General features: G+C 41.1%; 11 protein-coding genes and 1 pseudogene. 2 read left to right on the top strand and 10 right to left on the bottom strand.

From position 1 onward, the window contains the following. Positions 1–15: 15 nt before the first annotated feature. The 3 genes from ACDZ28_RS09350 to ACDZ28_RS09340 form a co-directional block, all read right to left on the bottom strand. The gene (locus ACDZ28_RS09350) at positions 16–663 is read right to left on the bottom strand and encodes a 2OG-Fe(II) oxygenase (protein ID WP_076116370.1); all 648 of its coding nucleotides are present in this window, start codon (positions 661–663) and stop codon (positions 16–18) included. A 174-nt stretch (positions 664–837) separates the two neighbouring features. Beyond that, complete coding sequence (locus ACDZ28_RS09345) at positions 838–1,038, bottom strand: cold-shock protein (protein WP_042123360.1); 201 nt, start codon at positions 1,036–1,038, stop codon at positions 838–840. Positions 1,039–1,291: 253 nt separating this feature from the next. Beyond that, entirely contained in the window at positions 1,292–2,179 is an 888-nt protein-coding gene (locus ACDZ28_RS09340) for a DMT family transporter (RefSeq protein ID WP_375104497.1), read from the bottom strand. Between the two features lie 378 nt (positions 2,180–2,557). Here ACDZ28_RS09340 and ACDZ28_RS09335 point away from each other — a divergent pair. Beyond that, a pseudogene (locus tag ACDZ28_RS09335) lies at positions 2,558–2,884 on the top strand (collagen-like protein); the annotation flags it as partial. A gap of 65 nt (positions 2,885–2,949) precedes the next feature. Here ACDZ28_RS09335 and ACDZ28_RS09330 read toward each other — a convergent pair. The 4 genes from ACDZ28_RS09330 to ACDZ28_RS09315 form a co-directional block, all read right to left on the bottom strand. Beyond that, positions 2,950–4,770 (bottom strand): cyclic nucleotide-binding domain-containing protein, encoded by a 1,821-nt coding sequence (locus ACDZ28_RS09330; protein ID WP_375104496.1) that lies wholly within the window; start codon positions 4,768–4,770, stop codon positions 2,950–2,952. Positions 4,771–4,782: 12 nt separating this feature from the next. Then, a complete protein-coding gene (locus ACDZ28_RS09325) occupies positions 4,783–5,409 on the bottom strand; it encodes a hypothetical protein (protein WP_339288786.1) in 627 nt (208 codons plus the stop codon). 114 nt (positions 5,410–5,523) lie between these two features. Further along, the gene (locus tag ACDZ28_RS09320; RefSeq protein WP_042123352.1) at positions 5,524–6,207 is read right to left on the bottom strand and encodes a Crp/Fnr family transcriptional regulator; all 684 of its coding nucleotides are present in this window, start codon (positions 6,205–6,207) and stop codon (positions 5,524–5,526) included. Positions 6,208–6,443: 236 nt separating this feature from the next. Beyond that, a complete protein-coding gene (locus ACDZ28_RS09315; protein WP_375104495.1) occupies positions 6,444–6,998 on the bottom strand; it encodes an alpha/beta hydrolase in 555 nt (184 codons plus the stop codon). Positions 6,999–7,251: 253 nt separating this feature from the next. On the opposite strand from ACDZ28_RS09315, the gene ACDZ28_RS09310 reads away from it, so the two are divergent. Then, positions 7,252–7,428 (top strand): hypothetical protein, encoded by a 177-nt coding sequence (locus ACDZ28_RS09310; RefSeq protein ID WP_170880194.1) that lies wholly within the window; start codon positions 7,252–7,254, stop codon positions 7,426–7,428. A 76-nt stretch (positions 7,429–7,504) separates the two neighbouring features. Here the strand turns inward: ACDZ28_RS09310 and ACDZ28_RS09305 are convergent, their stop codons facing one another. The 3 genes from ACDZ28_RS09305 to ACDZ28_RS09295 all read right to left on the bottom strand — a co-directional run bounded on the left by ACDZ28_RS09305 (position 7,505) and on the right by ACDZ28_RS09295 (position 14,060). Next, the gene (locus ACDZ28_RS09305) at positions 7,505–9,739 is read right to left on the bottom strand and encodes a carbohydrate-binding domain-containing protein (RefSeq protein WP_375104494.1); all 2,235 of its coding nucleotides are present in this window, start codon (positions 9,737–9,739) and stop codon (positions 7,505–7,507) included. 215 nt (positions 9,740–9,954) lie between these two features. After that, complete coding sequence (locus tag ACDZ28_RS09300) at positions 9,955–11,208, bottom strand: mechanosensitive ion channel family protein (RefSeq protein ID WP_375104493.1); 1,254 nt, start codon at positions 11,206–11,208, stop codon at positions 9,955–9,957. Between the two features lie 341 nt (positions 11,209–11,549). Further along, the gene (locus ACDZ28_RS09295; RefSeq protein ID WP_375104492.1) at positions 11,550–14,060 is read right to left on the bottom strand and encodes a pectate lyase; all 2,511 of its coding nucleotides are present in this window, start codon (positions 14,058–14,060) and stop codon (positions 11,550–11,552) included. Positions 14,061–14,227: the final 167 nt, after the last annotated feature.

Below are 14,227 nucleotides of genomic sequence, written 5' to 3'. Positions count from 1 at the left end.
TACAATACCTTACATCTAGGAAGAGCGAAGGACTTGTCTTCTCATCCACATCGTTGCAACCCACTTTTCGCCTTTGATTACTGGCATACCTGCATGTAAGGTGGACTCGTTTAATTCATGATTATCATAAAAATATTCGAAGTAGACCGCCATACCTTTGTTAGGGCTCACAGATAAATTAAGCATAGGGAAATCTGTTTCTCCACCTTCCTCCACATCATTCAAATACATCACGAGCGTACTTATTCGATTATTGCTACTTGCTCGACTCGTTTGTGCGAAGAAATCATGATGGGGTAGATACTCTTGACCAGGGATATACAAAAGGACTTGCAAGCCATCACCGTGCTCGATAGGGATATTCATAATTTGTGAGAATCGTTTCTCGATTCTTGTAACTGTCTCATTCTCCTCACAGAACACACCGCTGCTCGTTCTAATTGGATTGACCGCATGGTCTTCGCCTATTTTCGAACGTTGCAATCGTTCTCTAGAATACTCAATTAACTCATTACATTCCTCATCGCTAAGCACGTTTCCTAACAGGACAACCAGCGGCTCTTCATACTTGGCAAGAATTCGAATTTCTCTGTCTTCTGTCTTGATCGTATTTCCAGCATGATCGAATATCGTCCGTTCTTTGTCTGTCGTATTCCCTATCATCCTTATACAGCTCCCAAGTTATAACATCAATCACCAAAAAACATACCATAAAATGGTTTTATTTGCTTGATTAACTTCAGAACATCAAAAGATTCAGGATATCAGCCCGTTCTTTATCCCCTGAAAAAAAATAAAAAAGCCCCAAACATATTGGTTGGGGCTTCGAGCTCTATATTAGAGTTTTACGACATTCTCAGCTTGTGCTCCGCGATTGCCTTGTACGATATTAAATTCAACACGTTGACCTTCGTCCAAAGATTTAAAACCGTCTCCAGTGATTGCGCTGAAATGTACGAATACATCACTACCGCCCTCAACTTCGATAAATCCAAATCCTTTTTCTGCGTTAAACCATTTCACTGTGCCTGTTTCCATACTAATTACCACCTAATTTTAATTTACATGACATTCTTATCTCTAAAAATAAAAAATACACATATGGTACAAGGTTATTAATTCAAGAACAACCCTCTACACTATGTGTATTTATTAGGACGCTACTTCAATAAATTTATTATAACATATCTAAGTCTATTAAGATACTAATTCACAAGTATATGAATAAATTGGTGAAAATAAGGGCTGTAACCCGGAGAATTAATGAGTCTCCGAGTCTCTCCCCCTCAGGCTATTCCACCGGGTTTAATATCGCACTTTTTCGTTGATACGTAGATAACATAACTCCTGTCAGAATGAACAATGACCCTAACACTTCCACACCTGTGATGGGTTTGTACAGTAATATTAATCCCATAATCATGGCTACAAAAGGCTCTAAATTAGATAATACAGACGCTTTTGAAGCATTAACATGTCGAATATTGTTATTCCAAATCAGAGTGGCTATGCCATGTACAACAATGGCGGTTCCAATCAGCAGAGCCCAATCCGTAATATTCGAGCTCATTCGTATAGGTGTATCTAGCGAGAAGGCAAAAGGGATCGATACTATAAAACCCACCAGATTTGAATATAAAGTAATCGTGAGTGGATCTATTCTTTGCGAGAGTACCCTAGTCATAATAATCATAATTGCGAATGTTATCATCGTCACAACAATCCACAGTAGTCCTTTGTCAAAATGTAACGAGGATGATCCACCTTTTACAACGACAAAATAAATGCCTATGATCGCTAGAATGGACCCTATGAGCATACGAATCATTAATTTTTCTTTTAAAAAAACAGCGGCTAACAAGCCCGTTAAAATAGGAGTCATAGCTAAAATAATTGCAGATGTCGTTGGATCAGCCGTTTGCAGCCCTTTAAAAAAGGACCATTGATTAATAAACACACCAATAACACCTAAAGATAAAATTAGTAGGACATCCGATTTACCCACCAGCTTAAAACTCTTTTTGTAAGCTGTTATTCCAACTAGACATAACACTATAAATAAAAGTCTCAGTGATGTTAACAGACTGGGGGAGAAGTCCTGAACTAAGATCTTTCCAAACACAAAGTTGCTACCCCATACGACTACACAAAAAGTGAGCCAACCATAAGCTTTCAGCATTTAAATCACCTTTCAATAATACCGACTACACAGCTTTCATAACAGCCTTACGCCAAAAAAAATAGACCCCACCCATCGTAAGATACGGGGTCTATTGTACTGTTGGTTAGTAAGCATCGGTTCTTCTTTGTGTCTATTATAACCTCCATGGGTTATTCATGCGCTTAATTTATAAAGGGAATAATATCCACATGACATTGTGAGCCACTGTTCATTCTTGCAATGAGCTGTCCTCTCGTTTAACACATAATCCAGAAAACATTTCATCTCCCGCGAAACATAGTAAAGAATCTTCGAAACGCCCATTCACTTATCTCCGCTTCTACATACAATGTTTTAGCCCATCCATTAAGGAGTGACAAGATTATGTCATTTTTACCACCTCCAAGTTTCCCAGGATTCCCAGGGCAGCCGGGACAGGCGGGACAGCCAGGCCCCGGGCAACCAGGACTCACAGCACCCAGCTCACCTCCCCCAGAATTCATCCCTCAGCAATCTGCGGTTTCGCCCCTTGCTGTCGACCCGGGAGCAATTGCTGGCTGTTTGTTTCGGAATACGTACATTTGGCTTGTCAATAGAAATCAATTCTGGTTTTACCCGGTTTTCGTAGGACGTACCTCGGTTGCTGGATTTCAGTGGAACGGAAGGTTCTGGGTGTATACAGGATTGAGCTTGGAGTCCATCCAATCCTTTACATGTTTCTAAATGAGCACACAAAAAGCTCCGTTCCACTAGGAACGGAGCTTTTGGCTCTACATCAAAGTTAATTATCATTTCACCCTTAATGCCTGGCCACAGCGTGCACAGTAGCGAGTACCTTGAGGAGACATTGACCCGCAGCCTTCACAAAAAAGCTCCTGCGTCTTAGGCTTCACTTGATCGTCATGCCTTATCGCCTCATGCGCGGTTGGATTTAACATATTCAATGCATGGAACTCCTCTCTTCTTCCCCTACGAATGAGTGAGAACAATAAATAGAGACCCACAAACCCGACTACGGCCATAGCACCCGCCTTAATCAGACCCGATTCAAAGTGATAATTCCATAATGCATGCATCACGACTGCTGCCAAAAACATCTCCATTGCACGTCGCCCTTTCGTCCACGGCTTACTGCCACCCAAGTTCGAGTTCTTATGCATGCTGCTTGCATACCAGATACCCACAGTTGCGATCGCAGTCCATGTTCCATGACCGAAGGGAGATAATAATGCTCTCATCCATAGGACGGCGAGCATTCCAAGTGAAGAGGCATCATCAATATGTACCCATCCATAAATAATACTTTCCACTGCAGCAAATCCCATTCCTGCTGCGGCACCAAACACCACTGCATCCATCAGAAAATGGATTTTTCGCGTCCGAACGAGCATCACACAGACTAATAATTTTGCAGTTTCTTCAATTAGAGCTACAGACAACGGTACGTAAAGCTGCGAAAAGTCGGAGGAATTTGCTTTTACTTCAAAAAGCCAAATCCGCTCTAAATACCAAGCCAGAGGGATAGCAACAATCGCCGTGGACACAAAAACTAAACCAAGCCTCCTCTGGCGAAAGCCTATTAACTGCTGACTTCTCATAAAAGCTACGAATGCTACAGGACCCACAACACCTCCAACAATTAAAGCGGCGATCTTCCACCATTGGCTATGAAGGAATAGTGCCAAGAAGGATAAGACAAGGAATCCACCTACCAGCCAGAGTAATTGCTCCATCCACTTGTCTTTGGCCTTAGGTAGCGATTTATTATCCTCTACAATAGACTCCCCGCCGAAGGCGATAGTAACTTTCTCCAACATATGGGGTGTTCGTATATTTAGAACCTCTATGAGTTGTTGACGAACCGGAGCATAATAGTCAAGTATAGTTAAGAATTCTAACTTACCCATGATCAGTAATTCACTATCTTCTACCGCGATCAACGTGTGCGAGGAAACCGTGTCCGTTAGTAACTCTGTCTCTCCATAAAAATCCCCTTCTCGAAGAATAGTCTTACGCCGCTTTCGGCTGCAAAGCTCGATGCTTCCGCTGCTTATCATGAGAAATTGATCAACATCCGTACCTTCCGCGATAATCTCTTCGCCCTTCGTTACTTTCTTAATCGTTGTAATCTCTGCAAGACCCCGAAGTTCAGCATCAGGTATGACCGACCAGATTGTCGCTTTGCGAAGCATACTATGGATCATTCGAATCCGTATGTTCACAAGCACACTCTCATAAAATAGCGGACTCAGGCTCGCCAAATATTCGAACGAGGAACGGTCCAGACGCAACGCCTTTACTGGTCCGATTGCCGTAACACTAGCTGATCTTTGTACGTTCCGAATAAGACCGATCTCTCCTACTAACTCTCCCGGTCCAAGTTCAGCTAAGAGCAGCGCCTTTCCAACTAAGTTCACCGAGGTGACTTGCACTTTCCCTTGCCATATAATGAAACAGTCCTTAGAGGTGGACTCTTCCATAAGAAGTCGTTGTCCATCCTCTAAAGACATAAGTTTTATAGCGTTAATTACATTTCGTAGCTCATCATCAGGAATACCTCGTAATAACGGATGATTACATAGAAAATCGACTGCAGCACTTGGTATCATAGTTTTAATTCATCACCGCATATTTCCTATAATACTATTTCTGGAATCTTCCATTTTCTTAACAAAATTCGTCATTACATCGAAAGCTTCGTTCCGCTTATTGGATAAACTTTGCAGGCGCAGCATGTCCATTTGCTGACTATTACTTGCACTATCAATCTGTGACTTGATTTGTCCCAACAGACTCTCAAGCTCGCCTTTTGTTTGCGGTATAGCCATACTCATGGCAGTAAACATGGCACCCTTGTCATCTGCCAGATTCACAGCAGCGTTGGCCTCAGTACCTGAAGGAAGCTTCCCTAGCTCTTCATTGATAATTCCCAACAATTGATTCAGTTTTGAGATTGTTTCATTCTTGGCTTGTACGGATTCGATTTGGTCTTTCAACTGATTTTCTAACATACTTGCACGGCTAGACTGTACAGCCATCAATGCTGTTTCAAGATCCATACCCTGAATATTAACCTGTGTCACACCACCCACTCCATTAACGCTGCCTACCGAATTTTGCGTGGCATTTCCATTCAGGGCATCCTTAACGGAGTTATAGACCGCATCGTTATATAACAAGACCCCGCCTACAATGATTCCCAGTACAAAAGTACCTGACATAGATAAAACCAATTTTTTAACACTCATTCCAGTTCCTCTTTTCATTTATTAATAGTCGTTCGTGTTCTTTGTTAATACTGTTATATCATTTAGGTTAATTAATGTTCTGTAACCCCAATTACAATTTTCAAATATCCAAATTTAAATTACGTCAAGTATATTTCTAAGTCTATCTATGTTACACACGAGTATCTTTCTCTGATCAATACGTATCAACTGCTCATCCTGTAATCCAAGCAATGATTTTGTCACGGTCTCACGCGCCGTTCCTGTCATATCTGCCAGGTGTTGATGCGTTAGCTTCAAATCGATTAGAACACCTTCATCACTGGGCACGCCATGCTGTTCTGTTAGACGCAACAACACGCGAGCAATGCGCGTACGCACGTCAATAACGGTCAAGTCTGTTATTAATTTATTGGCATCACGTAGACGATCTAAGGCTGTTTCCAAAATGCCGATTAGTATTTCCGGGTTACTTTTTAATAGGGGAATGAAATCGCGTTTTTTCAGAATACATAAGGTGGACTTCTCAATGGTCCTCGCAGAAGCAGAGCGTGTTCTTTCATTTTGCAGCAAAGCCATCTCTCCAAAGAAGTCACCTTCTCTAAAAATAGAAAGGATCACATCCCTAGAGTGGTTATCTTGATAGATTTGAACAACTCCAGAGATCACCAGATAGAGTTCCTCTCCCTCTTCACCTTCAAAAAAGATGGACTCTCCTTTTATATAAGTACGCTCACTACATAGCTTGGCAATTTCAGCTAAATATTCATCATCAAGATGTTCGAAGAACGGGAAATCCCGTAACAGTTGTGGGTTCATCTTCAAGAGCTGCCTCCAGTGTAAATAGTTAATTCTTTTAGGATTGAATAAGCCTCAACTCTAGCAATAGTTAAAGCTTTAGGACCATCCTTTATTGTAATACTTTTAAATTAAGATAAATAGTGACAGCAGTCATCAAATTATTATGACATTTTTACATTTTATGGATGATAAAATAAAAAAAGAATCAAACGCGTGGATCATCGAAGAGATGCTCACGGCTTGATTCATTTTTTCTACTTAAAAGCTCCTCGTAAAGCCTCAATTCTTCGTGTTACACTCTGCTGTACAATTTCACTTTTTTCGGCTATATCGTACCCATGAACGGTTCCCTTGGTGTGATACAATTCAACCTGAACCCCACTTTTTTGTAAAGCCTCTGCGCATTGAATTCCTTCGTCCCGCAAACAATCAAACTCTGTAATTTCAACATAGGCGTCAGGTAAGCCTGTTAATGAAGTTGCTTCCATAGGAGATGCATATTCTCTCTTGCTAGCGGCTACTCCATTCTTGAGATACAATTCCCACATTTTCTTATTAAGTTTGGAGTTCCACAGTGGTGTGTCTGTAAACTTTTTAATGGATTCCGTAGTCTGTCTTGCATCTGTTACTGGATAAAGTAGCATTTGATAACAAATAGGAGGAGCTTGCCTATCGCGTGCCATTAAAGTCACTGCAGCAGCAAGTGCGCCACCCGCGCTATCTCCCCCAATTGCTATTCTACTCTTATCAATGCCTAAGGCGTCCGCATGATTGCAGACCCACTCGAATGCTGCATAACAATCCTCCAAAACCGCAAAGTAGCCGCAGGAACAAAAAGCGGAACCTCTTACACTTTGTCTGCTCCTTCAGGTAGCTATGTCGCAAGTTTCTTAGGTCGCGGTGGAGATAACTTAGACAAGCTGGGCCTGCTTTTCAAGACATTACAGTAAGATAACATCCAAAATAATGGCATATAGAATGAAAATACATTACGAATAGCCTCACGGTAGCCAGCACATAATAAAATTCACAACCATTAGGTAATCAAGGAGGAATTTTCAATTGAGTGCAAATCAACCAGACAAGAATCTGATCAACACCGTAAAAGAATTGGAAGCCACTCCCGTAAACAGCCTGGAAGCCCAACAACAGCAACAAGCCCGTAATGATCGCCGCAAACAAGCTCAGCATGACAGCAATGGCAAATTCACGGAAAATGAAACCGGGAACTTTCATTAGACTCGTCAGTAATATTCTCTTTTCAAGATGAAAATAAAAAAGACACCTGAAAGGGTGTCTTTTTTATTACTCATATCTACAGCAGCTTGCTTAATATAGACGCAAGATCTGCGCGAGTCATTGTACCCGTAAGAGTATTTGGAAAAAGCTCGTCTACCGCAATATTTAATCCATTCAGTTCCACATATCTCGATATAACAGCTTTTATTTGCTCAGCAGTCAGGTTAGCATTGGGCATGAAATTCCCTTTTCCATCGCCTATAACAAGTCCATTTTCAACTGCCCAACCAACATACCCACCATACCAGCTATTTTTCACAACATCATTAAAGGCGTTGGATTCAGTCTGCTCTATATTAAGAAGTCTACCAAGAGTTGTAATCGCAGTTGCACGTGTTACTGGTGAATTTGGTGAAAATTGAGTAGAGCTCGTTCCAATCATAATTCCTTTTTCATACAAAGTCTTAATGGCATTATAAGACGCATCGTCTGACTTCACATCCGTGAAGGGTAGCATACCGATTGAAAATTGCCATTGTGATACCCCTGTGTAGGTTTCGTTAGAAGACACAACCGCAATGGTAAGACGGTATTGCCCATCCTCCTTAGGCATAATCTTAGAGTAATCATCCTTTAACTCAGAAAGAAGATACGTTTCAGAATAGTTCTCAGAAGGTACGTCCGTTACTGTTAGCTGAATATCACTTTCAGGAACATTTGCACTTGCTGTAACTCCCTTCAATACAACACTTTTACCAGAAGCTACACTTTGAATGCCGGCTCCGTCATTGACGGTAAAGGTAACTTTTGTTTTACCGCTATTATCAGTTGCCTCGGAAATACCTGAAAAGCTATGAATAGAGTCCGTTATTTTAAATGCTGTAGAACCTTCACCGCTTACTGCTGTGTTTTGTCCGTCTGGATTAAAGCCACCTTCTGGTTTTCCCTGCATCCCATCAGGAATTGCTGGAGGTGTACCTTCTGGTTTTTCTCCGGTAGTAGGACGCTCTCCTGTTGGAGGAGTAGCTTGGCCGTTGTCACCGCTAGGACGATTACCACCAAAGCCTCCGCCACCCATCATGCCAAATGAATTTCCTGTATATTGTTGCTGTACTCCATTAATGTACAGATGATATTCAGTATTGAGCTTAAGCTCAGCCGATGAGAAGGTTACGCTTTGAAAGTTCTTTTCCGCAGTATGACTTAGTAATTCATTTCCTGCCGAATCTTTTAATGAAATTATACTTCCCTTCGCTTGTGTCGTAGCAAAAGAAAACTCCATAAACGGTTGCTTGGATGTAGAAGAGGTCGCATCATTACGCGTTCCTAGTGCAAGCACCGTACCACCATTAATGGTAATATCCTTATCTGCATCGATACCGCCGTCAGGACTACGGTCGTTAGCCATAGTAACAATAGTTCCTCCGTTAATCGTTAAGTAGCCATTGGAGTCAATCCCATCACCTTCTGCTCCTAGACCTGCATTCACATAAAGATATCCACCATTGATACTTGTAACCGATATTCCATCCTCATTCGTATTGATTCCATCATCCTGGGATTGAATATAAACCTTTCCACCATTGAGAGCCAAATGCAGCTCAGAATCGAGCCCTTCGTTAGCAGCAGTAATATGTAGCTCTCCTGTTCCTTTAGCTTCTCCAGAAATGTTCATGGACATTTTAGAATAGAAGGCTCCATCATACTTATGCAGTTTTTTCGTTGTGCCCTCTTTATAAATTCGTGCGACATAAGAGCCATTTACAGTGTTTACAGAGCCATCTGCTAAAATAACCTGTGCACCTGCATGACTAAGATCGACAATTCCTTTGGTGTCCTCTGTATTGGAGTACGGCTCATATACATTGTAGAAAATAACTGCCGGAGCCACTGTACTCGTAATATCTGCTCCATCTAGAATAAGTGTTACTACCGCTGTAGGGTCAGAAGCAGCATCCTCCCCAAGATCAATTGCAAGCTGTCCTTTTGATAACTTGCCTGTTACACGATAAACGCCCGGTTTTGTAATGGTCACAACTGTATGCTTAGCTGCTTCCTCCGCACTGTGTGTATCTGAATCTGTACCTTCTCCATAGCTACTGTCATGTCCGTCCTCATAATACACAATGCTAGCTCCCGTATATACAGCGGCCGATGAACTCGTTGACGCCTTCTGTCCATCAACGATTACTGCTGAATCCGAAAGATTAATAACCGTTTCCTTCGTAGTTGTACTAGCAGAAGCAACCCCCACTACACTAGTCATTGTCAAGATTAAGACAAGCATAAGAGACATTGTACGCTTCAGCATACTATATCACTTCCTTTCGATAGATTTTATACACGATTAGTTTACATTTCTATTCTTAAACAAAGCTTATATTGAACTGAGAGTTAGCTGAAAATACAGTGATTGCATTGCTAGCAAATACAAAATACACCATCCTCATAAGGATGGTGTTCATAATGTTGGAGGCCAAGGGGATTCGCTCTCCTTACAATCACTCAGTTTATCTCCGCTCCATCTCAATATTGCCGAGAAAATTGCGCGCTCTCTTTGAGATGGACAATATCATGGCCGGTTGGATTTTGGAAAGCACGAAGTCCAAATGTCGGCATAACCGCAAAAATGTGGTCGAAGATATCCGCTTGAACCGATTCATATACTCCCCAGTTAATATCATTACTGAAAGCATAAATTTCCAATGGCAGACCGTTATCTCCCGGTGCTAACTGTCTGACGATCAGTGTCATATCCTTATGAATTTTCGGATGATTTCTCAAATATTGATGGATATATTCTCTGAATACACCCACATTCGTAAGTTGTCTACCGTTGACCATACTATCTGTATTAATCTGATGCTCCAGGTTGTACGTGTTAATTTCATTCAGTCTTGTCGTGACATAATCGGTAAGGTAGTGAATCTTCATAAATTCATCAATCAGCTCTTGGGAACAAAAGCTTATGCTGCTTGTATCAATATAAATGCTTCGCTTAATTCTTCTGCCACCAGATGCTTGCATACCTCTCCAATTCCTGAATGAGTCCGAGATAAGAGCGTAGCTCGGAATCATCGTGATTGTCTTATCGAAATTCATAACCTTTACCGTGTTTAATGTAATGTCGATCACATCGCCATCCGCATTGTATTTAGGCATTTCAATCCAGTCACCGACACGCACCATATCATTCGATGATAATTGAACACCTGCAACCAGGCCTAATATGGAATCTTTAAAGATTAGCATTAGAACAGCCGATAAGGCACCAAGACCACTGAGAATAATTAAAGGATTCTGACCGATGAGGTTCGAGATCACCACGATACCACCGATGATGAATAGAACGATTTTTCCTACCTGAATGTATCCCTTAATGGGTCTAATCTTGGAAACCTCGAACGAACGATATATCGCATCCAGGGCATTGAGCAATGCATCAAACACCATGATAGTTACGATAATCATATACGTTAAAGCAAATTTTTCAATTATAGATTGGTAGGATGGGAAGATAGATGCTGAAAAATAGATAATGATTGCTGGCATGAGATGCGACAGCTTATGGAATACTTTCTTCTCCAGAATGACATTGTCCCACGTATAACTATTGTTATTGATGATATGAATAATTGTCTTTAATACGATTTTTTTGGCTATAAAATTAACCATTATGGAGACCACAGCTATAAAAACAACCATGATCAAATTTGAGAGATACCCAATCATTTGTTCACTTATGCCATATCCGTCTAGATGATTTTTGATAAATTCCATTGTTTCCTCCTAAAGCAGTTTAGATCAGTCTATTATTATAAATTAGATTCTAGTACTACGCAAAATTCAAGTTACCATCAATAGGGTGATTTGGGGGAAGAGGGCTGAGCTATCTTTTCTCATATAGGGCTTCATGCGTCAGAGGCTCGGTTCATTTAACTGGGTTGGCTGAAAAAAACTATAGCTGGGCAAAAAGAGAGCCGAGTATATAAGAGAGACTGGAAGAGTTTGGACTAAAGCAAAAGACACCCCTAAGGGTGTCTTTACTTCATATGGAGCCGATGGAAATCGAATCCGTCTGAATAATATCGAAATATATATTAGTAAGGAATTAAAGCATCTTATTCTACATGCATGTAATACAGGTTCGTAGGACTATCCTTGGTAATGGTATGGGCACCGGGTGCAAGGAGTAAGCTGACAATACCATTAGTCATCGGGTAGCTTGTTCCATCGACCTTGATTTGAGTTCCGTCAGCTGTATTAAACACTAATGTTAGGGTTGAATCCTTAGTTGTCGTAAACCCAATGCTGGTTGGACTCTCAATTTTTAGACTTTGAGTGAGTGTTAGACCATTATATAGCACAGTCCCCTTATTAATTGAGAGATTCCCTTGAATATTGAAGAAGTCGCTAATTGTTCCATCGGTCGTAAAGTTATGAACATATGCTCTAGTTGTTGGAACCTGATCTAGTTGCATGTAATAAAGATTGGCAGGACTATCTTTCGTAATGGTATGTGCGCCTGCTGCTAGCGCTACGCTAACAATGCCATCTGTCATGGAATAACTTGTTCCATCAATCTTGATTTTGTTACCATCTGCTGAATTAAATACTAATGTCAATGTTCCTTCATTAGAGGTGAACTCAATGTTAGTTGAACTCTCGATTTTTAAGCTTTGAGTTAGTGTCAATCCATTGTAGATCACAGTTCCTTTATTTGCTGAAAGGTTTCCTTGAATATTGAAAAAGTCGCTTGTAATCCCATCAGTCGTAAAGTTATGGGCATACGCTCCCGTTGGCGGCACCGGAGTTGCTGTTGGTGTAGGTGTTACCGTCGGCTTCGGCGTTACTGTTACTGTTGGTGTTGGCGTTGCTGTTGGAGTCGGTGTTGCTGTCGGCTTCGGCGTTGCTGTTGGTGTTGGCGTTGGTGTCGGCTCTGTTGAGTTAGAGTTACCGCCTACAGATACAAGCCCAGTGGTGTAACTTCTTATTTTGGACATCAGAGCTGTATTAAGTGCAGACGATGTGTCATCCACTGAATTATTAAACTGCCATGTGAAGTCTCCACCATTCAATCGTCCAGCCTCTGCCGTAACAATCTGTTCAACTGCGTTCACGTCATCAATGTCAGATACCTTCGCTCCCGTATCAACGATCGTATCGAAATTGCTATACGTTGTGCCGCCTTTTAGTGTTTTGTATGAACTTGGGACAGTTTCATTTCTCGACGATGCTAAGTAGGCATCAAATGAGGTTGCTTTTGCCGGAGCAGTTCCAGCATCAGAGTTCGCATAAATAAGACTCGCAGCATCAACAATACTATTGTTGTATGCTTTGATCATACCTCCATTTTCACCTGAGAATGTACCTTCTCCTAAAGCGTCAGTACCCTGTAAAGAACTCATCATTGGATATTTAGCATGTCTAAAAGCATTTGATTCTACAAAAGCTGAACCTCCTGTGGTTACACCGACACCATATTTGGAAACTCCGTCATAAAGGTTATTATAGATATGAACAGAGGCCACTCTGATACGCGGATGACGGGAATCCGAATGATCGAACCAGTTATGGTGGAAGCTAACAAAGAATTCAGTAGACTCGCTCAGACCCACTAGAGCAACTTTTCCGGAATCCCAATAGTGGTTGTAAGAGATGGTAACATATGTTGACCCCTTTTTAACGTCCGTGGAACCATCACCTTTAACTTGGTCCGCATCACTTCCTGCAGATCCATAGAAAATATCATTATTGTGCACCCACACATTCGCATTGCCTGTATCCATTGAAATGCCATCGTCAGGGAATAACATCACCCCTAGGTTTCTTACTTCCACATTACCGACATATCTAAGAAGTATTCCCCAACCGTATGCATAAGCATCGTTCCCGATACCTTCAATCGTAATATTCATTTCCGAATAATTATTTTTACCTTTGACTTCAAGATATCCACTGCTGTTAAGTTGTCCACTCAGATCAGCAGCTGTAACTTTTCCAATCATTCGAATCGCTAGTGGCATTTTATCATAACCTTTTTGTCTAAGTTTCAATATTTCTCCAAGACCTACGCCAGTTTGTATAGCACCTGAGCTGTTAGTTTTCACACCAAGGGTTACGGTTTTAGCATTCTGAGAGGTTATGTACAGCACTTGTGCACCATTCTTGAGCGTTCCATCTTCATTATAAGCACCCGAACCAGTTCCATAGGGTGAGTTGGCCGAAAAAGAAAATCCAGATCGGTCAAATGACGTAACAGATAGCGGACTCGAAACCTCACTTACCACCCCACCGCCTGGCAGTGTAGCTTCAATCTTCATTACATAAGCTCCAGCAGCAAGTCCCACAGCATCCGCTCTCCAATAGGAAGCGTATTGTCGAATTAATTCATCATTAATTTGTTGATACTGGGAATCCGCTGCAGTTGCCGGTTTAACATATACCGTATAACCCGTCGCTTGACTTACAGGTGACCATTCCACATACGCAGTTTCATTCCAGCCCCCACTACCCGTAATCGAAAGACCCGCAGCATGTGCTATCGTATTTCCTAATCCACCTGTAATTAAAGACACTACAAGTGAAAACAACAAAACTACACTAGAAAGCTTTCCAATTTTATTCTTCATTTTTCCCTCCAAAATATTAATTTGTCTTAGATACCGAGTGTTTAATAAAAATTTTAATTCATTCTATATTCGATCTCGTTATTCTATCGGTAATTATTGGAATTGAATTTATATAGTTAATAAGAGTTGCATATATCTTCGTGTATATTTTATTTACAATGATGACA

Origin of the sequence: Paenibacillus sp. RS8, assembly GCF_041956825.1 — a bacterium.
GTDB lineage: Bacteria > Bacillota > Bacilli > Paenibacillales > Paenibacillaceae > Paenibacillus_AQ.
Note: the sequence above shows the minus strand (reverse complement) of the source record. Positions and strands in the feature narration are given on the sequence as shown.